Genomic DNA, 22,451 nt, shown 5'->3' on the forward strand with positions numbered 1-22,451 from the left:
TCACAGCATAACCATGGTAAACAATTTATGCTGTTATAGGCGTATTTAATCAGGGTCTGTGCGGAATGGTGAAGCAGGCAATCCTTCCTTATTGATCAGGTTGGGATTGACCGGATTATCCGCCCAGGCATACCGAACATATTTGGGGTTCTTTACTTCATCATTCCAAATCACCACTTTATTGCCTTCCAATCTTGTCTGTGCCCAAACAAATTTTTTATCCTCACCCGCAATGGCAAATTCAGCAGGGGCTTCTCCATCCCGGGTGATCAGACCCGATCCGATATGGGTAAAATGAAGCGTGATCTTTTCTGTGCCTACGTCAATCTTTTCCAGCATTGGACCGGAATGAACCAATTCTTTTTCACCATAGGCTTCATACAAGGCCCATAATGCGAGTCTTTCCCCCACATCCTTTTTATTATCGGGATGTATATCATTCCATTCGCCCAGATCAATGGCGACTGCCATGCCGGTGCGGTCAGTTTTCATGGCCTTTAATTGTGACTCTCTTAACCGCGCCCAATTGCTTTCTCCAGGCAGATAACTGTAATCCATAAAGCCAGGCAATTGAACATAGAAAAAGGGAAGTGTACCCAGGTTCCATTTTTTTCGCCAATCTTCGATCAGCGCTTTCATCAGGGCCTCATATTCCACGGGTCTTCCGGCATTGCTCTCCCCCTGGTACCAGCATATCCCTTTGATCGTATAGGGTATCACGGGCGCAACCATGGCGTTGTACAACGCAGTAGGTTGGTTGGGTGCATTAACAGGTGGTTGTGTCCTTGGGCCGTTAAATGGCCGAAACACAACACCCACTTTATAATCCCAATCACCCATCAGGGATACAGTATCCATTCCGGAGAATATACAATAGGGTTTATCGGGAACAAATCCACCTTTGCCTCCATTGTTGGTTACCCGGATCACAAAGAGGTTTTTTCCTGCTTTTAATACTCCTTCCGGTACAGTGTACCTTCTTTGGGGATATTGGTACGTGGTGCGACCTACCGATTTTCCATTGATATATAATTCATCGGCATCCACGATCCTTCCCAGGAAAACGCGGGCAGGTTTACCTGCCATGGATTGAGGAATTTCAATTTCTTTTCGGTACCATACAACACCATTCAGGTCCTTCACCCCCTGATCTTCCCAAAAACCGGGAATGTGAATACGCCGCCATCCGCCGGGCACATAGGCCGGGTCATACCAGGTGGGTTTTGCTTCAAGACCCAGGTCAACAGGCGGAGCAGGGCGGGGAAGTGCCGCATTATTCCGGATCAATGAATTGACATACTGCGTGTCTTTATTCTTTTGGATCTGGGAAATAAGAGAAGAGAAATCCTGTAAACCTTCTTCACTGGTCCAGGCCTCAATGGGCGTACCGCCTACACTTGAGTTGATGATGCCAATGGGTATTTTGTATTTATCATGGATCTTTTTGGCAAAGAAATAGGCCACGGCGGAAAAGGGTCGGATATCTTCGCCTACAGCGGCTTTCCAATACACGGCCGGCAATTCGGTTCGCGGGCCATTCAGGTCGGCCAGCGTGGGTATCCAGCATTGGCGTATTTGCGGGTCATTGGCCTCGGCGATCACACGGGCATAGGTAACATCATGAATGTTCAATTGATGGACCATGTTGGATTGTCCTGAGCAAAACCAGACATCACCAAAGAGGATATCTTTTAACTCGATCCGGTTCTTTCCTTTCAGGGACATTGTATAAGGGCCACCTGCAGGGGTGGGGGCCAGAAAAACCTCCCAATTTCCATTGGCCTGGGCACGTGTGTTATAAGTGCGCCCATTAACTTTTACTTCTACTTTTTCTTTGGGTGAAGCCCATCCCCAGATCCTGACCTTGGTATCGCGTTGAAGGATCATGCTGTCGCGCACAAGGGCTGGCAATCGCAGTTGGGCACACAATGGCTGCAGGGTCACTACCAGGAGTGACAGGAAGAATATTTTTTTCATTACCAACGAGAATGGTTCATTTATAAATATCGTCTTTATTGCTTATTTCAAAATGATTAAACCTTGCTTTATTGGTAGAGGGTTCACCATTCGAGGTCGTATAAAGAGCGTACAGACAACCCACAAACCCGCCAGCCGTTTTGGTGCTCAGTTCACGGGCATCCACGTTGTCCAACAAAGTGATCCATTTGTTTTTCTTCACTGCGTAGGAAAATGCATACCGATCACTGTTGGCCGTAATACGGAAACCAATCTCTTTTCCTGCCTTTACTTTTACCGGAGCGGAGCTGACCAATTCTTTTCCTTTAAACAATTGCACCATTGTATTTCCTTCCTTGACGGAAAGACAGATATAATAGTACGCTTTTTCGTTTTGAAATAACAGGAGCCCGGCTTTTTCCTTGTCGCTGGTGGGATTGAACTTCATCCAGGTCGTCGCTTCCCCTTTGAGATGGGGTTGATGAAAACCGATAAAGGAAGGATTGGCCTTGTCCTCACAGGTTTCTGATCGGGTATTCAGGGTAAGATAACCTGGATTTTCAGTCAAACTATACCAGCTACTCCGTGGGGTACGCAGAAAACGGTAGCGGATATTCAATACAGGGTCACTAAACCCATCCTTAAAATGATAATTGCCGTTAAAGCCCGCAGTCTTAGTATCTTTTATACCGGCGATGGGGTATTGATATTTCACCGTTTCCCCACCCAGGTCAAACACCGGCCAACCGGTTTCCCAACTTACCGGGGCGATAAAGGTTTCGCGGCCTGTATTGTAGTGATCGCCATCATACGGTCGGCAACCCAGAAATACACCCCACCATTTTCCATCGGGCCCTTCAACCAGGTCGGCATGACCGGTAGTGGTGATGGGATCTTTACGGGTGGGATCCAAATGGCGTTGTGTCAGAATGGGATTTTTTTCATAGGTAACAAATGGCCCTTCGGGCGATTTGCTGCGAAACACCACCTCAGAGTGATTATAACCTGTTCCTCCCTCGGCGCAAATGAGAAAATACCAATCATCTTTTTTCAGGATATGCGGCCCTTCGATCCAAACAGGTTTCTTGGCCATATCTGTTCCACCGTTAATGAGAATTCTCTCTTCCCCTGTGACCTGAAGTTTGACCGGGTCAAAAGCGTATTGCCGGATCGTACGGTGGCCATTATGCAGAGAAATATTATCGGGTGGAATGCTGTTGTAAACGATCCAGGCCTTGTCGCCTTCAAAATAAAGGGAAGGGTCGATCCCATTGACCTGCGGCAATTTAACCGGTTGGCTCCAGGGACCTTTGGGGTCCTTGGCCGTGATCACAAAATTTCCAAGGCTACCCACCTCGGTACAAACGATATAGAAAAGTCCATTATGATAACTGATCGCCGGTGCATAGAGTCCACCGGAAATGCGGGCATTATCAAGGTTCAATTGCTCGGGTCTGTCCAACGCATAACCGATCTGTTGCCAGTTCACCAGGTCTTTGCTGTGAAATAATGGTAATCCCGGGAAATAGGCAAAGGAGGAATTGACAATGTAATAATCATTTCCGGCGCGACAGATACTTGGATCCGGATAGAATCCGGCGAGAATAGGATTTTGAACATATTGAGCCTGGGTCAGCAGACCTTGGGCCATCAACAGGATGGCAAGGACGATTCTTTTCATGCGTATTTAATTGTTATTGCAGTTTTTTTTACTTAGAAACCTCGAAGTGACTTGGACGATTTTTCTCCCACTTCCACTACGGCTTTGAAAGCCGGTTTGGGTTGGCCCTTTCTGTCAAATAATAAGGGGTGATTGGTCCGTCCTCTCACAGGCCAGCCATTCAGCCAGCTTTGACCATCATGTACGCCCCAGAAAGTGACACGTTCAATTTTATCCCGGTGTTTCAGGAACAGTTGAAAAAGCTGGGCATAATCTTTGGCCAATTGTTGCTGTACGCTATCCGGTAAACCATTTACATAGGGGTTGAGCGAAGGGTCCTGCTGCATACGCTGGCTTACATCAGCTCCCTGAAAATTCCGGGGAAGCACTTCGATGTCCAGTTCCGTAAAGGATACTTTAATACCCAATGCCGCATATTCAAGAATACTTTCTTCGATGTCTTTAAAAGGAACACGGCCTACATGCCAGTGACCTTGTATACCCACACCATCTATACGGACACCCGCGGCCTGAATTTTTTTGATGATCGTGATACAGCCGGCACGTTTGGCAGGTTGTTCATTATTATAATCGTTGTAGAGAAGGGCTGAACGGGGCGAGGCAGCCTGTGCCAGGCGGAAAGCCTCGGTCACAAAATCAGGCCCCAGCTTTTGTAAGAAGGGTGAATTACGCATGGTGCCATCTTCATTCAGTGCTTCATTGACCACATCCCAGCTCAATACTTTACCATCATAGCGTGATGCCACCGTTTTGATATGCTCGGTGAAGAAGGTGCGGAAAGAATCCACATTTTGCATGCGACGGGCAAATGCCGGCATCTGGCTATGCCAGACCAGGGTATGTCCATTGATGCCGATCCCGTGCTTGTTTCCATATTCAACGATCTTATCGGCCATCGTAAAATCATATTTATCCCATTGGGGATGGATCACCTCTGCCTTCATGATATTCTCCGGGGTAACCACATTGAATTGTTGAGGGATCAGGTTGACCGATATTGTATCTTTTTCTTCGATCTGCCAATTGTTCAAGGCGGCGCCGATCTTGAAATCGTCCTTGTATATTTCTTTTAGCGAAGGAAGTTGATTGCCGGCTGCATTCTTTTTAGACGAGGAACAAGACATCAACCCGGTGAGGGTAACGAGGCAGCATACAACAAAAAGCGAATTAATTTTCATGCCAGTATAGTTTTATTGTGGATTTGTAGTTTCGGGGGGACCAAGAAAACTGGGTTTGAGTTTACCGAGGTCCAGCACAAGTTTTTGGAGTACTACACCCGGGTCAACACGCCAGATACGGATCTTATGTTTTCCCGGTTGGGTTAAAAAGTGACGGCTGGAACGGATAATGATGCTTTCGCCCACCCATTTGTTCCAGATACCGCGGTCGCTCGTTTTGTCTTCTTTATTCAGACTGATAATCTGTGGCGTTTCCCCATCGATGGAAACCGCATAGCGGGTGCCTGTTTCCATATTGTGAAAATTAAGCACCGGTGTGAAGTAGGCATAGAGGGTTACCGAATCCTTGCCTACGGTATAGATATCATATTCCAGACAGGGTGAGCCTTGTCCCGGCGTGGAAGCTGGTGCAGTGACAGGAAATGCAGTGACCGCATTTCCTGTTCTTCCATGATCGGGAAGTTTTACCCATTTGATCTCTTTGGTTTCAATCGCCCGGCTATAGTTTGTTGCCTCGATCGAGATACCGATATTTCTGTCTTCATGAAATACAGGGCCTTTATTTCCTTTTACAAGCGCAGGTCTGTTCACACGTGGTGTAGTGGCTCCATGTTGAATGGAATCTTCCGACAGCAGGGTCATCGCTGGCATTTTCTGTACGGGGGGTTGTTGCCAATAAGTGTACCCGATATGGGTTTGGCTCATCATATGGTTCCATTTCCCGTTACCCAATTCATGGTATTGCCGCGTGATGAGTGAGTCATTCAAATAATGATCTTTTACCCTGGCGGCATAGGTATTTGTTTCAGGAAGTTTTAGCGCATAGGCCTGTTTATATAAGGCATGATTGTAGTACATTTCATAGAGGTTCGAGCAGGCCAGCACGGGATGGAGTACCAATTGAAAATAGGCATCATGGTATTCGGCCGGTAATTTAGTGGCAATGGATTTGGCGCGTTCCCGCAGATCGGTGTATTCTTTTACCACCCTTGGCCATTCGTCATAGTTGAAACTATACGTGTCTGCATCGAGCAACTCTGGTTTGCGACGGCCATTATACTTGGCATAAAGGGATAGGATGGACGCTATCTCATTGGCATAGGTTTTTCCAAACTGATCAGCCGCCCATTTTCGGGTGAAGGCCTGAATATCGGTCGCCTTTATTTTTTCCGGATTCCAGGCATAGGTAATAAAGAAGGAGATCGGGAGTTCCATAGGTTTGATATCACCCACATTCACGATCCAGATCTGACGCACATCATATTCCCAGGCCAGGTTCATCTGTTGCCAGATCTTCGGGAGTGGATTTGTATTCACCCATTTGTAATTGCGGGGGCCGCCTACATAATCAAAGTGATAATAAATGCCATATCCACCGGTGCGGGGCTTATCCTCTCGTTTGGGAAGTTTGCGCAGGTTACCCCAGTTATCATCACATAATAATAAGGTTACATCATCCGGTACCCGCATGCCTTTGTCATAATAATCCTGTACTTCTTTATAGAGTGCCCAAAGCTGTGGCGTTTTTGCAGCAGGTTGGCCGGTTACGTCGGCAATGATCTCGCGCTGGTCTTTTACAATTCGCTCCAGCAGGGAAGTGGCGGTTTCGCGTGACATTGGCATATCTCCATCGCCCCGCATGCCCACACTCACGATCTTTTCGTTGGTAGCCCTCTTCATGCCCTCGCGCCAAAAGGCTTTTAACAATACTTCATTGCTATCATAGTTCCATTTGCCTTTGCCATATCGTCTCCACTCATCATGGGCGCGCATCAATGGTTCATGATGCGAGGTGCCGATCACGATCCCGTATTTTTCTGCAGAACGGATATTGAGTGAGTCATCATCATAAAAGGCATTGCCCCACATGGCGGGCCAGATATAATTTCCTTTCAGGCGAAGGATGAGTTCAAACACCTTTTCATAGAACAGGTGGTTAAAGCCGCCGAATTTTTCCCTCGACCAGTTTGACAGGGCAGGGGCTTCGTCATTGATAAATATGCCGCGGTATTTTACCCGGGGATGATCGGCAAGTAAAAAATTCCTTTTGATCCGGAGCTGGGCCTGTTTTTTTACCGGCACATCGGCCCACCAATTCCAGGGAGACACTCCGATCTGTGTGGAAAATTCGGCTACACCAAAGGCGGCACCTCGACGGTCACTGCCAACGATGAGAATAAGTTGATTGATACCCGGCACCGGGTTATCTATGGTCTGTATGCGAAAAGCTTCCCAGCTATCCTTTTTAAACCAATTGGACATATCCATTCGTGGCAGGGCCATGGGCAAAAGAGAAGAGGAAGCAGTACCAACCAGGATCAGGGTTTCGGCTTTCTTTGGTAAGGCATTACCTGTTATGGGTGCTTTCCCTGTTACAGATTGAATGTCTTTTTGCAGCCAACTCACTACTAATCCTACCAGGGGTGCTTCATCGGGTGCTGATACAATGGTGCAGTTGCCGAGGGGGAAGGCGTTTTTGTCTATATCGCTGCTGAGCAGGTTTTGTGTCCTGGATAAGAGGGGGCTCATCAGGAGCAGGAGTATCATGTGCTTTTTCATTTTCTCCCGGGTTGTAGGTAAATCAAAAAGGAAAAATGAGCCATGTTTATAGGCTAATAATTGCAATCGGTTGCCTAAAGATCGTGAAATTTATTTTCACCCAATTAGAATTTTTTGGGTTAGAGGCCTTACCTGTTTGGGCTAAGGGGCTAATGATGAAACGGTCTATGAGTGGGATGAATGACCCTATCAGCCTGATTTTCGCCCATTTTGCTGTAAATAAAATAGTTAGGACGTGGACTAGGGGTCTGGGATTAAAATGCCAGGAAGGGGAGGTTTAAAAAAAATTTATTGCAATCGGTTGCATTTTCAAATTAAACCTCTATTTTCGTTAGCGATTGCTAAAAACTACTTCGATCAACTGCTAAATTTCTGCAGTATGGCCTATAGCCATATGAAAAATAAAAATCTGCTGTTGTCCTCATTTCACCGGGGGATATTCAAGCAAGCTATCAATTCCCCCCCTCTGTTTTCGGATGTTAATGGGTCATTTACCAAAGAAACCTGGTATGCCGATGGATAAAAACCATGGTCGACCCCAATGAAATCTTCCATTCTTCACTTGCTAATACAATCAAATAACATGAAACACGAACTTGCTTATGAAAGAACGCACTACAACGCAGTCTGGAAGAGACTGAGTTTATTTGCCTTCTTTATTGCTGCTGCTCTGATGACATTTGCTCAGGGTAGAGTGGTGGGTAAAGTACAGAATGAAACGGGTAGTCCGGTTACCGGCGCTTCTGTTTCAGTAAAAGGTACAAGTACCGGAACCACGACCGACAATTCGGGTAATTTTTCCATTAATGCCAATCCGGGTACTGTCCTGGTCATTTCGTATGTGGGTTATCTTACCCAGGAAGTGACAGTTACAGGCGCGGAGCTATCTGTACAACTGGCAGTTGATGCCCGTAGTATGGGTGAGGTGATCGTAGTAGGTTACGGCTCCCAACGGAGACGGGATGTAACCGGTGCGGTGATCTCGGTCAACGAGGCCACTCTGAAAGAAGTGCCGGCCCCGAACGTACTCAATCAATTAAAAGGCCGTGCAGCCGGGGTATCCATTGTAAGTAATGGAGCCACACCCGGTTCACAAGCCCAGATCCGGATCCGGGGTAACAGAACCCTGACCACTTCACAAGGCTCCGCCGATGCACTCGACGGCCCACTGGTGGTGGTGGATGGTATCCCTTATGGCGGTCTGAATGACCTGAACCCGGATGACATCGCCAACATCGAGATCCTGAAAGACGCCTCCGCCACTGCCATCTTTGGTTCACGTGGTGCGGGTGGTGTTTTGCTGGTGACCACCAAAAGAGGAAAGGTCGGAAGACCAGTTATTTCCTATGATGGATATTATGGTGTCACTAATATTATGTCCAAATACAAAGTATTCAACGGACAAGAATATGCCCAGTTCAAAGAAGATGGTGCTGCCTACAACCGTACCGGTTGGCCTGGAAGCCAATTCACTTCTTCTTACCTCCTGACCCAATTGGAAAAAGATGCGCTGGCCGCCGGTGTAAGTACCGACTGGCAGGATCTTATTTACAAAACAGGGCATATGCAAAGTCATCAACTGAGTTTGCAGGGTGGTACTGAAATGACCCAGTTTGGTATGGGTGCCGGGTTCTTCCGCGAAGAAGGCATCATCCCTAACCAACGCTTCGACCGTTTTAATCTTCGCGCAACACTCGATCAAAAGATCAGCAACCGCGTGAAGATCGGTTTGAATACCATGAATACCTTGACCTATACCAATAACCCAGGTGGTGGTGGTATTCCCGGCGGTTTGGCCCGGTTGACTCCTTTGGCCAGCCCTTATAATGCCGATGGAACGGTTAACCTGAATCCTGCTTTTGGATCTATTGACGCGGCCGCTGTGAGCCCGCTGACACTGATCACGAAATCGGATGCCATTCTTTCCCGCAGCCGCTCTATTCGCAGCTTCAACAGTTTGTATGCAGAGGTGAAACTGATGGACGGATTGCGCTATCGTTTCAATGCCGGTTTGAACTTCAGCCAATCGGCTTTCAACGGTTATTCTGGTCCTAACACCTACGTAAATACCGCTGTTGTACAGTCTTCTTCCAACGCCACTATTTCCAATACAGAGTTTTGGAATTACAACCTGCAACACCTCTTATATTATAATAAGACCATTGCCGAAAAACATAAGATCGGTTTCACCGGTTTGTTTGAGATCACCAAAGACCATTCACAAGGAAGCAATTTCACCATTACCGGTGTACCTGCTGACTATATCGGTAATGCCAACTTTGGTCTGGCCAGCGGAACACCCGTTGCCAATCCCGGAAACCAGTCATTTACTGAACAAGGCCTGGTTTCTTACATGGGACGTATTAATTATGCCTACGATGACAAGTATTTGTTAACCCTGACCATGAGAAGGGATGGTTCTTCTACCCTGTCACCCGGTAACCAATACTTCAACTATCCCGCCATTGGTTTGGGATGGAATGTGATTGATGAGAAATTCATGGAAAAACTTGATTTTGTTTCCAACCTGAAACTACGTGGTGGCTGGGGTATCTCCGGTAACCGTAACGTAGGACCTTATTCTACCCTGGGAGCCCTTTCAGCCGGGTATTATAACTTTGGAACTTCTACTGCTGGTCAGGCATTGGCTTATACAGTTACGACCCTTCCTGCAACCGACCTCAAATGGCAATCCACTTCCCAGATCGATATTGGTTTGGAATTTGGTTTCCTGGATAACCGTATTACCGGTTCGGTTGATTACTATCATCAGAAAACAAAGGATATCCTTCTCCCTGTACCCCTTCCCGCTTCTAATGGAGCAAGTTCTACCTTTAAAAATCTTGGTAGAACAGAAGGTAAAGGGGTGGAAGTAGCTCTAACTGTTGAACCCATTCGCAACCCTAAAGGGTTCAATTGGAGCGCCGACATCACCTACTTCTTCAATCGGGAAAAGATCACCGAGTTGACCACACCAACCGAATTGCAGAATATTGCCGCCGGTTGGTTTGTCGGACATCCTTTGACTGTGATCTATGACTATAATAAATTAGGCATCTGGCAACTGGATGATTCCATCAAAGGAACCATAGCCGCTCAATTGGCCCCGACACAATATCCCGGCCAGATCAGAGTAGAAGATGTAAACGGAGATAACCGCATTACACCCGCCGACCGGAAGATCCTTGGAAACTTCCAACCCAAATGGGAAGGTGGTTTAACCAACCGTTTCTCCTATGGTGATTTTGATCTTTCCGTGGTTGTTTACGCCAGAATGGGTATGAAAGTACTGGTTCCTTACCTCACCGCTGATGGTGGTAGTAATGGTTATCCTTTCTTTATGCAGAGCCGCGTGAACCAACTTAAGGTGGATTATTGGACTCGGAATAACCCGACCAATGCCTTCCCTGCACCCGATGCTGGTACCGACCGCTTTCTGTATGGTTCAACTCTTGGATATCAGGATGGTTCCTTTATCAAATGCCGGAGCATCAACTTTGGATATCGTGTACCTGCCCGTCTGTTGAAAAAAACAGGTATCAGCTATGCACGTGTCTATGTAAATGCGACCAATCCGTTTATCATCTACTCACCTTTTGTAAGAGATGGTTTTGGACCTGATCCGGAAGGAAATGGTTATGGTGGTTCTGTAACGCCTACAGGTGCAGGTGATGTAAGTACCCCCACCAGACAGGTAAGTGTGAACCTGAACAACCCTCCGGTTCGTCAATTCACTTTTGGTGTAAATCTTAAATTCTAAACTATTCAATCGTTCGATATGAAATACATAAAATATGCAATAGCGATCGCAGCGATAGTTGTTTCAGGCACCGGCTGTAAGAAGCTCCTGGAGGAAAAACCTCAGGCGCAAGTCGTTCCTTCTTTTTTCAATAGCCCTGCCGGGGTATTGGGAGGGATCGCCGGTGTGTACAATGACATGCGTAGCCAGTGGGGTACGGAAGGCTTTACCAACGAAATGCAGGCCGGTACGGATGAATTCATCCTCGGAGCCAGCGGTAGTGCCCCTATCTCTACCTATAATGGATTAAATGCCAGTAATTTTGGCGCCGCCTGGAATATTGCTTTTCAGGATATCAATACCCTCAACGGGGTGTTGCAATATGGTCAAACCATTGACCTCCCCGATGCCACCCGGAAACAATACCTGGCACAAGCCAAATTCCTCCGTGGATTCTGGTATTTCTATCTGGTGCAAACATTTGGAGATGTACCGCTTCACACTGAGTTCATCACGGTTCCATCACAGGCCGCTTCGCGCCAACCTGTATCGCAGATTTATGATCTGATTCTGCAGGACCTGACCGAAGCATCGGCAGATCTGCCCGACAGACCAACAGCCCCCTTCCTGGGGAAAGCAGCTACTAAACCAGTAGCCCAGTTTCTGTTGGCCAAAGCCTATCTCACCCGTGGATGGCTGACCAATAACAATGCTGATTTTGTTCAGGCTTCTACTATCTGCTCCACGATCATTGCCAATAAGGCCACCTATGGTTTGGATCTTTGGCAGGATTTTGGTGATGCCTTTGTGCCCGCAAATGATTATGGCAAAGAAACCATGTTCGTAAGCGACCACAGCATGGACCCTAAATATGGATATTATACGGTAGGTGGAGCAGCCAGCGGTGGCGCCGCCCAAAACTTGTCCCCCTGGTTTACCAATTTCAACTATCCCAACTGGGGGATCAACTCCTATAAGAATGCTTCCAATGTACTTGTGAACAGTGGAACAACCACCATGATCCGCGATTCCTACTATGGTCGCCCTTATATCCGGATGCGTCCCAACAGTTATTTCTGGCCCACTGGCCCGAACGCAGGAAAGAACTATTTCCTCGATCGTGCCTTTACACAACGGAACAATGATTCCCGTTTCCAGAATTCTTTCTACACTGTTTATATCGCCAACAAAGCCACCAACAATACAGCTGGTGCCGCCAACAACAGCCGTGGTATTGATTATACACTCGCTGTAGGTGATACCGCTATCTGGCTTCCTGATTTTGAAGTGACAGGCGCACCTCAGTTTGATGGTACGCGTCCGTTCAAAGGCACGATCGCTCCGCCCAGCCTCTGGTCGAATACGATCTTCCCCGCACTGAAAAAATTCATGGACCCCAGCCGTGGCTCTAACTTTAATGACCCATCAACCCGTCCTTGCGTATTGTATCGTTTCTCCGAAGTTTACCTGGTAGCAGCCGAAGCTTATTTCAAAGCTGGCGATAATGTCAATGCAGCAGCCATGCTGAATGTGATCCGTCAACGTGCCGCTTTCCGGAAAACCAATACACCCGCGCAAAATGCTGCAGCCGTGGCTGCCATGACGATTACACCGGGTGATGTAACAGTTGACTTTATATTGGATGAACGCAGCCGTGAATTGTTTGGCGAATGGCAAAGATGGCATGACCTGGTCCGTACCCAATCATTGGTACGTCGTATCCAGGAATGGAACCCCGAAGCAGGTCCCAATATCCAAAGTTTCCATGTGCTACGCCCGATTCCGCAAAGCCAGATCGATCGCGTGACCGAAGGCCCGGCCTTCCCACAGAACCCTGGCTATTGATCTTAGTTTAAGATTTCTACTGGAGTGATACATGTGGGGCAGGTCATTGACCTGCCCCTTTTTTATGAAAGATGGAGCAATTGATACTTATTTATACTATATTGATTTCCTCATGAACCAAGGTTATGTCATTGGCGTTGACTATGGCACCGATTCGGTGCGGGCTGTCATCCTCGACACGGCAAACGGAATGGAATTGACTTCCTCCGTTTATTATTATCCCCGTTGGAAAAAAGGCGCTTATTGCGATCCCGCCAAAAACCAGTTTCGCCAGCATCCATTGGACTATATAGAAGGATTGGAGAATACCATCCGTGAATGCCTGAGCAAAGCAGGGGATAAGGTTCAAAAAAATATTAAAGGCATTTCGGTTGACACCACCGGCTCCACACCGGTTGTTACGGATAAGCATGGCGTGCCCCTGGCGCTATTGCCGGGTTTTGAAGAAAACCCGAATGCCATGTTTGTTTTATGGAAAGACCATACCTCTGTGCGCGAAGCCGCATGGATCAATGAAGTAGCAGCCACCTTCCCCGTTAACTATCTTCAATATGTGGGTGGTATCTATTCCTCCGAATGGTTCTGGGCCAAATGGCTTCACTTATTAAGACAGGATGATTCGATTCGCCAGCATGGCTATTCGCTGGTTGAACATTGTGACTGGATTCCCTTTGTACTCACCGGTGGAAAGGATATCCGGGAAATGAAACGAAGCGTTTGCGCAGCCGGACATAAAGCCCTCTGGTCACCCGACTGGAACGGACTTCCCCCCAATGAATTCTTTATGGCCATCGATCCTTTACTGGATGGTTGCCGTGATCGATTATATGAAAAAACATTTGCCTCCGATCAGCAGGCCGGTACTTTAAGCAAGGAGTGGGCTGCCCGACTGGGGTTGTCCACTGACGTGATCGTAGGTGTCGGCGCATTTGACGCACATATGGGCGCTGTGGGCGGACAGATAGAACCTTATTACCTCAGTCGCGTAATGGGCACCTCCACCTGTGATATGCTGGTGGCCCCCGCTGCCGAAGTAAAAGATGTATTGGTAAAAGGGATTTGCGGTCAGGTAACAGGCTCCATCATACCCGGTATGATGGGGATGGAGGCCGGTCAGTCTGCCTTTGGTGACCTCTATGCCTGGTTTAGTAAACTGGTCAACCGCTCCATTGATGAACTAAGTACAGAAGCCGCCGCGCTTCCCTTATCAGACGATGATGTGTTGGCGCTTGACTGGATCAATGGGAGAAGAACACCCGATGCCAATCAGGAATTAAAAGCGGCCATCACCGGGCTGAACCTGGGTACAACAGCCGCCGATATTTTTCGGGCATTGGTGGAAGCGAGTTGTTTTGGCGCCCGCGCCATCATTGAACGGTTTCAATCGGAATCGGTGCCGGTAAAAGGATTGATCGGATTGGGCGGCGTGGCAAAAAAATCGCCCTATGTCATGCAGCAACTGGCCAATATAACAGGCATGCCTATCCGTATTCACCAGAGCGAACAAACCTGTGCCGCGGGAGCGGGCATGTTTGCCGCTGTAGCGGCGGGAATCTATCCTACCGTGGATAAGGCCATGGAAAAAATGGGACGTGGATTTGAGAAAACCTATACACCCGATCCATCACTCACTACATTTTACGATAAACGATATGCCCGGTACAAATCGCTTGGCGATTTTACCAGTGGCAAACGCACATCCGCTAAATCAACCTACCAATCCATTCGGGAGCAGGCCTGTGAAGCCAATCTGCAATTGCCTGTGTCCGGATTGGTTGTTGCCACCTTTGGAAATGTAAGCGCCGCCGATCAAAAGGCCGGTGTATTTGCCATCAAACCCAGCGGTGTGCCCTATGCAGAACTTACCCCGGATAAAATGGTGATCGTGGATTTTGACGGAAAGACCGTGGAAGGAAAACTTCGCCCTTCCTCCGATACACTCACCCATGCCGTCTTGTATAAACACTGGCCGGAGATCGCGGGTATCTGTCATACCCATTCCACCTATGCTACGGCCTGGGCACAATCACTCAAAGACATTCCCCTGTTTGGTACCACCCATGCCGATCACTGCACTGCCCCTATACCCTGTGCCGCCCCCATGCGTGATGAATTGATCCAGGGAAATTATGAACATGCCACCGGGTTTCAGATCATGGAATGTTTAACAAATAAAGGATTGAATTATCTCGATATGACGATGATCCTGGTAGGCAATCATGCCCCCTTTACCTGGGGAAAGGATGCCGCCCAGGCAGTTTATTACAGCATTGTATTGGAACAGATCGCCAGGATGGCCCTGCTAACCCTGCAGGCCAACCCCCAGGCACAACCCATGAAAGAAGCACTCATTAAAAAACATTTTGAAAGAAAACACGGCAAGGATGCCTATTACGGACAATAAACGATCACCATGATGAAAAAAATTATTTATCCCATGATCCTCTTATCCCTCGTGGCCTGCTCTTCCCCCAAAGAAGAACACAAACCGATCACCGAAAAAGAATTTGGCCAGTTCGAAGGTAAAAAAGTAAACGAGTACACCGTTTCCAATGAAGCGGGAATGGAACTCAGCGTAATCAATTATGGGGGAGCCATCACCCATCTCAAAGTTCCTGGCAAGGAAGGAAAAGTGGAGGAAGTGGTCACCGGCTTTTCCAATCTCGAAGGCTATACACAAAGAGGGAACCCCTTTTTTGGCGCCCTTATCGGCCGCTACGGAAACCGGATCGGTGGAGCTAAGTTCTCCCTGAATGGAAAGGAGTATCAACTGGCGCCCAACAATAATGGCAACTCGCTGCACGGTGGCGTTAAGGGATATGATAAGGTCTATTGGGATATTGAAAAAATGCCCGGTGACAGCAGTTTGAAACTTACCTATCTCAGTCGCGATGGGGAAGAAGGATACCCCGGTAACCTGTCAGTTGAAGTGGTGTACACGCTTACACATGACAATGCGTTGAAAATCGATTACAAAGCGACCACCGATGCGGAGACACCGCTCAACCTAACCCAGCATGCCTATTTCAACCTGTCGGGTGAAAAGGATTCCACGATCCTGGATCATGAATTACAAATTCTGGCAGATAATTATACCCCGGTGGATGCCAACCTCATTCCTTTGGGAACAGTTGAACCGGTACCTGCAGCCATGGATTTCCGTCAGCAAAAAAAGATCGGCCGGGATATTGATTCGGTCGTTGGTGGATATGATCACAACTGGGTACTTAATAAAACCGGAAATACGCTTGAGAAAGCAGCTTATCTCTTTCACGCACCCAGTGGAAGAGGTATGGAGGTATGGACCACCGAACCGGGATTGCAATTCTATTCGGGAAATTTTCTTGATGGAACACTGACCAATACCCGTAATAATATCAAGTATATCAAACACGGTGCGCTTTGCCTCGAAACACAACATTTTCCCAATAGTCCCAATGTGCCCGGATTTCCCAGTACAATTTTAAAACCCGGCGAGACCTATACCCAAACGACCATTTATAAATTTATTACTGCAAAATGAGTAAAGCATTCAACCCGCTCGAGCTCTGGTTCATCACCGGTAGCCAGCATTTATATGGTGAAGAGACATTGAAGAAAGTAGCGGAACATTCGCAGGCCATGGTAGATTTCTGGAATAAAGGCGACCAGGTTCCTGTGAAGATCGTGTATCAACCGGTGATCAAATCACCCGAGGAAGCCTATCAGGTATGCCTTGCGGCCAATGCCAAAGAGAATTGTATCGGGGTAATGAGCTGGATGCATACTTTTTCTCCTGCCAAAATGTGGATCAATGGATTAAAGATCCTTCACAAACCCTTATTGCATTTGCATACCCAGTTCAACCGCGAAATACCCTGGGGCGATATTGATATGGACTTTATGAACCTGAACCAGTCGGCACATGGCGATCGAGAGTTTGGGTTCATGATGAGCCGTATGCGCAAAGACCGCAAGGTTGTTGTTGGTTTCTGGCAAGACCAGGCGGTATTGACTCAGATCGATACCTGGGTAAGGGCCGCTGCGGGTTGGCATGACTGGCAGGGCGCGCGGTTTGTTCGCTTTGGTGACAACATGCGCTATGTAGCCGTTACCGATGGAGATAAAGTGGAAGCGGAACTGAAATTGGGTTATTCCGTCAATACCCATGGGGTGGGTGACCTGGTAGCCGTTGTCAATGAAGTGACCGATAAAGAAGTGGATGAACTTTGCAGTGTATATGAAAAGGAATACAAACTTGCCGAAGACCTGAGAAAAGGCGGGGCGCGTCATGCTTCCATTCGCGAAGCGGCAAAGATCGAGATCGGTCTCCGTCGTTTTTTGGTAAAGGGAGGGTTCAAAGGGTTCACCACTACGTTTGAAGACTTACACGGGCTCACTCAACTGCCCGGTCTGGCCGTTCAACGCCTGATGAAAGATGGTTATGGCTTTGCAGCCGAAGGTGACTGGAAAACCGCGGCCCTGGTGCGCGCGATGAAATTCATGGCCACCGGACTCGAAGGCGGTAATTCTTTCATGGAAGATTATACCTATCATTTTTCCAAAGGCTCCGATCAAAATCTGGTCTTAGGCGCACATATGCTGGAGATATGTCCCTCCATTGCCGAAGGAACCCCATCCCTTGAAGTACATCCGCTGGGTATTGGTGGAAAAGCCGATCCCGCCCGTTTGGTATTTCATGCCGGTGGAGGTGCCGCACTCAATGCCTCTCTCGTGGATATGGGCAACCGGTTTCGGTTACTCGTCAATGAAGTAAGGGCGGTAGCACCCATTCATGGCTTACCCAAATTACCCGTAGCCCGCGTGTTGTGGGAACCCAAACCCGATATGGCCACGGGTTGTGCCGCCTGGATACTCGCAGGCGGGGCACACCATACCTGTTTTAGTCAAAATCTCACCGCCTCCCACCTCGAAGACCTCGCCCTCATCAGTGGCGTGGAATTCCTGCTGATCGACCAGGCAACAACGATCAGGCAGTTGAGGAATGAGTTGAGGTGGAATGAGTTTGCTTTTTAAAGATGACAGATGACGGATGACAGATGTTGGATGTTGGATGTTGGATGACAGCCAACCTCCGACATCTGTCATCTGTCATCCGTCATCTGTCATCTAAACCAACCAACATCCAACATCCATCATCCAACATCCAACCTCCACCCGCCAAAATCCCCCGCCATCCCCACCACCCCTTTAAACCCCGAAAAATCTTCCGGTTTATGTAAGGTGGTGAGAACAAATGAATGCATACCCGCTGCTTCGGCGGCTTCAACGCCGCGGGGGGAGTCTTCAAAGACCAGACAATCCTCTGGCGCTACGCCCAACGCACTGGCGCATTTTAACCAGGTTTCAGGATGGGGTTTGCTGTGTTCTACATCATCGGCGCTGACCAGTACCTTGAAATAATGGCGCAGGTTGAGCCGGTCCAATACAAAATCAATATTGAACATGATGGCGGCCGATCCTATGGCCATCGGTATTCCCTGCTGATAGGATTTTTCCAGGAAATCGGCAAGACCGGGGAGAAGCACCGGGGTATAAAGTGATTGGTATTCCTTTTCTTTTTCCAGACTCATCTGGTCCTTTTCCGCATAGGTAAAACGACCGGGGAATGTCCGTTCCAGCAATTCATGGTTCTTTCCGTAACACTGTTCTTTCATCTCCTCCAGCGTGATATTGGCCCCCAATCCATTCAGGATCCGGTGCCAGGCACGGATATGATAATCCATATCGTCGATCATGGTGCCATTGAGGTCGAATAGAAAGGCTTTGAATTTCATGGTGCAATGTTAGGGAACTTGTTATATATATTTTTCTACCACGATAAAGAACTGTAACCCAATAGTAAAACTCAATCATATACGTGGAGTGGACTATTTGGCAAAACAAACCAAATTAGTGATCTTTAGGGTTAGTAAATTTTCATGCAGAGATGTTAACTAAGGAAGAAATCATTATTGTATTAAGGAATAACAAGTCAGATTTTAAGGATCTGGGGGTTATAAGCATTGGCCTTTTTGGAAGTTATGCAAAAGGTAATCAAGTCGCAGATAGTGATGTGGATGTACTGGTTGAATTAGCTGAACCAAATTGGAATTCACTTTGTACCATATGGAACAACCTCGAAAGGCAATTACATAAAAAAGTTGATTTAGTAAGGAAGGGACCTCATTTGAGAAAAAGTTTTCTTCATTCAATTGAAAAGGAAATCATTTATGCCTGAGCCTATAATTTTAGAGCGCTTGGAAATGATTGTGGAGCATGTTAATGTTATCAATGAAAGAATGGTGTCTATAGGTGTTGCCCAGGACTTTGTAAGTTCCCCCGATGGACAGATTTTGTACGATTCCATTCTTACAAGGCTCCAATCCATTGGAGAGAATATGAAAAAAATTGAAAAATTAGCTCCAGGGTTCATTGAAGAGCAATTGAAACTGGATGGGACAAAAATCATTCGATTTAGAGATATACTTTCCCACCATTATGAATTAATGGATCAAGATATCATCTATAATATTTGTAAAACAAATATTCCCGAATTAGATGCAGCAATAGCGAACTACTTTTCAAAAAAGTAATAGCGCTTTTCACATAACCACAATTTGTCGTTTATTGTAATTGTTTTATCTAATAAATAATTGATAATCAATAAAATATATAATTTTTACTATTAGAATGGCTTCTCAACCTTATTTTATATAGGTTTTTAGTTGGAGGTTTTCCTTTTCTGCTGACACTCCTCATTGTCGTTTCATCATTTCTATAAATCAATAGCTTAACCCAATAATTTCCCTAAGTTTGGTCACTTAAAACTAACGGCCATGCTGCAAATGGATTGGATCATCGTACTGCTCTATTTTGTGCTTGTTTCCTTATATGGGTATTGGATCTATCGCAAAAAAAAGGCGGTAGAGACCAGTTCGGCGGATTTCTTTCTGGCCGAAGGCTCGCTGACCTGGTGGGCCATCGGCGCTTCCCTGATCGCTTCGAATATCTCAGCCGAGCAAATGACCGGTATGAGCGGGTCGGCCTTTTCATTGGGACTGGCCATTTCCTCCTATGAGTGGATGGCGGCTCTGACCCTGATCGTGGTGGCAGTCTTCTTTATGCCGGTCTATCTCAAGAACAAGATATTTACGATGCCGCAGTTTCTCAACCAGCGGTACAATGGCCGTGTGGCCATGATCATGGCCGTGTTCTGGTTATTATTATATATCGTGGTCAACCTGCTCTCCATCCTCTATTTGGGAGCGGTCGCCATCTCCGGCATCAGTGGCTGGGATTTCACCCTTTGTGTCTTTCTCCTGGCGCTTTTTTCCGTTTTCATTGCGCTTGGAGGTATGAAAGTGGTGGGCTATACCTCGGCCATACAGGTTTTCTTTCTGGTATTAAGTGGGTTTATCGCGCTCTATATCACGATGGACCTTATCGGTGGGGAAGAAGGACTGGGTAAAGGATTTGGTATCCTTCGCTCCGAAGCGTCGGATCATTTTCATATGATCTTCTCCAAGGACAGTCCTTACTATGCAGACCTCCCCGGTATGAGTGTGTTGATCGGTGGTATGTGGATCGCCAACCTGAACTATTGGGGGTGTAACCAGTATATCACCCAACGCGCGCTCGGGGCCAGTCTCCCCACAGCCCGCAAGGGTATCCTCTTTGCCGCCTTCCTGAAAATGCTGATGCCGATCATTATTGTGGTGCCCGGTATCGCCATTTATCATATGTATCAGAATAATATGATTGATCATTCGCTGATCGATATCACCAAGAACGGAAAAGTGGTGGCCGATTCGAATAAAACTTATTCAGCCCTGTTGAACCTGCTCCCCGTGGGTGTAAAAGGAGTGACCGTGGCCGCCTTTGCCGCCACCGTTATAGCCTCGCTTGCGGCCAAGGTAAACAGCATCAGTACCATTTTCACCCTGGATATTTATAAAAAAGTATATGAGAAAGATGCATCCGAAAAGAAACTGGTCTATGTAGGTAAAGTCGCCATCATCCTTTCTTCGATCATTGGTATTTTGCTGACACTTGGATTGGGCGATGTATTGATGGGAGAAGGAAAACAGGGATTCCAGTATATCCAGGAATATACCGGATTTGTTTCACCAGGTATCTTTGCGATGTTCCTGCTGGGGTTCTTCTGGAAAAAAGCAACCTCCAATGCGGCGCTGTTTGCCACCATCGGCGGGTTTATTTTCTCGGTGATCCTGAAATTCCTGCCGGGCATGATCGATCTCGAACCCCTTCATGCCATCGGGTTTGCCGTAGCGAATAAGGAGGGAGTTTTTGAAATCCCCTTCCTTGACCGGATGGCGATCGTATTCGTGCTTTCGGTGATCGGTATGATCGCGATCAGCCGGTATGAGAATAAGAAGGGCGTGAAACCGCAAGGGTTGGAGATCGATGCAAGTATGTTCAAAACCTCTACCGGGTTTGCTGTGGGGGCGTTGATTATAATCGGGTTGTTGATTGCGTTGTATACGGTCTTCTGGTAATTAATCAATAGCACGAAGGGCACAAAGGACACAAAGGACACGAAGGACACGAAGGGCACAAAGGACACAAAGGATTTGAGATATGAAAAAGTATAATAAAAACAATTTGGTGGAGGAGGGGTTGGAGCAACAGTTTGCGGTTGGTCCGGTGGAGACCCGCTCCATGGATACGCAGGGATTACGCGAGCATTTCCTGGTGAGTGACCTGATGGTAAAAGGGAAGATAAAACTCGTGTACACGCATTACGACCGGATGATGATCGGGGGAGTGGTGCCAACATCAAAGCCTATCCTGTTGGGTAATCCGCGTGAACTAAGAGCCGAATATTTTTTAGAACGGCGTGAGATGGGCATCATCAATGTAGGTGGCAAAGCGGTGGTACAGGCCGATGGGAAAAAGTTTAATGTAGATAAACTTTCCTGTCTCTATCTGGGAAAGGGTACAAAGAAAGTAAGCTTTGCATCTGCCAGTGCCAAAAACCCCGCGGTCCTGTACCTGCTTTCTTCACCGGCACATGCAAGCTATCCCAATACCCTTTTTACCAAAGACCAGGCATCGCCTGTCGAATTGGGTGCAGTGGAAACGGCGAACCGACGTACAGTATATAAGTATATCCATCTGGAGGGTATAAAAAGTTGTCAACTGGTGATGGGATTGACCACCCTGGCTCCGGGCAGTGTATGGAACTCTATACCTCCACACACGCATACACGCAGAATGGAGGTCTATTTTTATTTTGACCTGCCTGCCGAACACCGGATCATGCACTTTATGGGAAGTCCCGACGAAACAAGACATATCATAATGGCCAATCAGGAAGCTGTGATCTCTCCGCCCTGGAGCACACACTATGGTTGCGGCACCACGAATTATGGATTTATTTGGGGTATGGCCGGAGAGAATTTGGTGTATACGGATATGGATCCTGCACCGGTGGCCGAATTGCGATGAAGAATTTTCTTACGGAATACAAAATCATCCACCAATATATTGA

Annotated in this window: 13 protein-coding genes and 1 pseudogene; 9 read left to right on the top strand and 5 right to left on the bottom strand. The window is 47.3% G+C overall.

Features of this window, described 5'->3' with window-relative positions:
* Positions 1 to 45 precede the first annotated feature (45 nt).
* The 4 genes from J0M30_14315 to J0M30_14330 all read right to left on the bottom strand — a co-directional run bounded on the left by J0M30_14315 (position 46) and on the right by J0M30_14330 (position 7,374).
* Positions 46 to 1,977 carry a sialate O-acetylesterase gene (locus J0M30_14315; protein MBN8668669.1) on the bottom strand — a complete coding sequence of 644 codons (1,932 nt, stop codon included), beginning with the start codon at positions 1,975 to 1,977 and terminating at the stop codon, positions 46 to 48.
* 16 nt (positions 1,978 to 1,993) lie between these two features.
* Positions 1,994 to 3,637, bottom strand: a complete 1,644-nt coding sequence (locus J0M30_14320) for a glycoside hydrolase family 43 protein (protein MBN8668670.1) — start codon at positions 3,635 to 3,637, stop codon at positions 1,994 to 1,996.
* Between the two features lie 32 nt (positions 3,638 to 3,669).
* Positions 3,670 to 4,761 (bottom strand): endo-1,4-beta-xylanase, encoded by a 1,092-nt coding sequence (locus J0M30_14325; GenBank protein MBN8668671.1) that lies wholly within the window; start codon positions 4,759 to 4,761, stop codon positions 3,670 to 3,672.
* Between the two features lie 66 nt (positions 4,762 to 4,827).
* Positions 4,828 to 7,374 carry a glycosyl hydrolase 115 family protein gene (locus J0M30_14330; GenBank protein MBN8668672.1) on the bottom strand — a complete coding sequence of 849 codons (2,547 nt, stop codon included), beginning with the start codon at positions 7,372 to 7,374 and terminating at the stop codon, positions 4,828 to 4,830.
* A gap of 583 nt (positions 7,375 to 7,957) precedes the next feature.
* On the opposite strand from J0M30_14330, the gene J0M30_14335 reads away from it, so the two are divergent.
* The 5 genes and pseudogenes from J0M30_14335 to araA all read left to right on the top strand — a co-directional run bounded on the left by J0M30_14335 (position 7,958) and on the right by araA (position 17,974).
* Positions 7,958 to 11,134, top strand: a complete 3,177-nt coding sequence (locus tag J0M30_14335) for a TonB-dependent receptor (protein ID MBN8668673.1) — start codon at positions 7,958 to 7,960, stop codon at positions 11,132 to 11,134.
* Positions 11,135 to 11,152: 18 nt separating this feature from the next.
* The gene (locus J0M30_14340) at positions 11,153 to 12,958 is read left to right on the top strand and encodes a RagB/SusD family nutrient uptake outer membrane protein (protein ID MBN8668674.1); all 1,806 of its coding nucleotides are present in this window, start codon (positions 11,153 to 11,155) and stop codon (positions 12,956 to 12,958) included.
* 112 nt (positions 12,959 to 13,070) lie between these two features.
* A pseudogene (locus J0M30_14345) lies at positions 13,071 to 14,639 on the top strand (ribulokinase).
* Positions 14,640 to 15,374: 735 nt separating this feature from the next.
* A complete protein-coding gene (locus J0M30_14350) occupies positions 15,375 to 16,481 on the top strand; it encodes a galactose mutarotase (GenBank protein MBN8668675.1) in 1,107 nt (368 codons plus the stop codon).
* Positions 16,478 to 17,974 (top strand): L-arabinose isomerase, encoded by a 1,497-nt coding sequence (gene araA / locus J0M30_14355; GenBank protein ID MBN8668676.1) that lies wholly within the window; start codon positions 16,478 to 16,480, stop codon positions 17,972 to 17,974. Before J0M30_14350 ends, araA begins: the two co-directional genes overlap by 4 nt.
* Before the next feature lie 119 nt (positions 17,975 to 18,093).
* Here araA and J0M30_14360 read toward each other — a convergent pair whose 3' ends face one another.
* Complete coding sequence (locus J0M30_14360; GenBank protein MBN8668677.1) at positions 18,094 to 18,735, bottom strand: HAD family phosphatase; 642 nt, start codon at positions 18,733 to 18,735, stop codon at positions 18,094 to 18,096.
* Positions 18,736 to 18,887: 152 nt separating this feature from the next.
* Between J0M30_14360 and J0M30_14365 the strand changes: the two genes are divergently transcribed.
* From J0M30_14365 to kduI, 4 genes are all read left to right on the top strand, one after another.
* Positions 18,888 to 19,178 (top strand): nucleotidyltransferase domain-containing protein, encoded by a 291-nt coding sequence (locus J0M30_14365; protein ID MBN8668678.1) that lies wholly within the window; start codon positions 18,888 to 18,890, stop codon positions 19,176 to 19,178.
* Entirely contained in the window at positions 19,171 to 19,533 is a 363-nt protein-coding gene (locus J0M30_14370) for a DUF86 domain-containing protein (protein ID MBN8668679.1), read from the top strand. Before J0M30_14365 ends, J0M30_14370 begins: the two co-directional genes overlap by 8 nt.
* Before the next feature lie 243 nt (positions 19,534 to 19,776).
* Complete coding sequence (locus J0M30_14375; protein ID MBN8668680.1) at positions 19,777 to 21,456, top strand: sodium/solute symporter; 1,680 nt, start codon at positions 19,777 to 19,779, stop codon at positions 21,454 to 21,456.
* 121 nt (positions 21,457 to 21,577) lie between these two features.
* Positions 21,578 to 22,408, top strand: a complete 831-nt coding sequence (kduI, locus tag J0M30_14380) for a 5-dehydro-4-deoxy-D-glucuronate isomerase (GenBank protein MBN8668681.1) — start codon at positions 21,578 to 21,580, stop codon at positions 22,406 to 22,408.
* The last annotated feature ends 43 nt before the right edge of the window (positions 22,409 to 22,451 follow it).

This window comes from Chitinophagales bacterium (assembly GCA_017303415.1).
In the GTDB taxonomy this organism is placed as follows: domain Bacteria; phylum Bacteroidota; class Bacteroidia; order Chitinophagales; family Chitinophagaceae; genus SpSt-398.

Bases quoted from the DNA above. Each gene is read 5' to 3' on its own strand.
- J0M30_14325 (MBN8668671.1), bottom strand. From the start codon at position 4,761: ATGTCTTGTTCCTCGTCTAAAAAGAATGCAGCCGGCAATCAACTTCCT.
- J0M30_14330 (MBN8668672.1), bottom strand. From the start codon at position 7,374: ATGAAAAAGCACATGATACTCCTGCTCCTGATGAGCCCCCTCTTATCC.
- J0M30_14365 (MBN8668678.1), top strand. From the start codon at position 18,888: ATGTTAACTAAGGAAGAAATCATTATTGTATTAAGGAATAACAAGTCA.
- J0M30_14375 (MBN8668680.1), top strand. From the start codon at position 19,777: ATGCTGCAAATGGATTGGATCATCGTACTGCTCTATTTTGTGCTTGTT.
- J0M30_14320 (MBN8668670.1), bottom strand. From the start codon at position 3,637: ATGAAAAGAATCGTCCTTGCCATCCTGTTGATGGCCCAAGGTCTGCTG.
- J0M30_14350 (MBN8668675.1), top strand. From the start codon at position 15,375: ATGAAAAAAATTATTTATCCCATGATCCTCTTATCCCTCGTGGCCTGC.
- J0M30_14370 (MBN8668679.1), top strand. From the start codon at position 19,171: ATGCCTGAGCCTATAATTTTAGAGCGCTTGGAAATGATTGTGGAGCAT.
- J0M30_14360 (MBN8668677.1), bottom strand. From the start codon at position 18,735: ATGAAATTCAAAGCCTTTCTATTCGACCTCAATGGCACCATGATCGAC.
- araA (MBN8668676.1), top strand. From the start codon at position 16,478: ATGAGTAAAGCATTCAACCCGCTCGAGCTCTGGTTCATCACCGGTAGC.
- J0M30_14315 (MBN8668669.1), bottom strand. From the start codon at position 1,977: ATGAAAAAAATATTCTTCCTGTCACTCCTGGTAGTGACCCTGCAGCCA.
- J0M30_14335 (MBN8668673.1), top strand. From the start codon at position 7,958: ATGAAACACGAACTTGCTTATGAAAGAACGCACTACAACGCAGTCTGG.
- J0M30_14340 (MBN8668674.1), top strand. From the start codon at position 11,153: ATGAAATACATAAAATATGCAATAGCGATCGCAGCGATAGTTGTTTCA.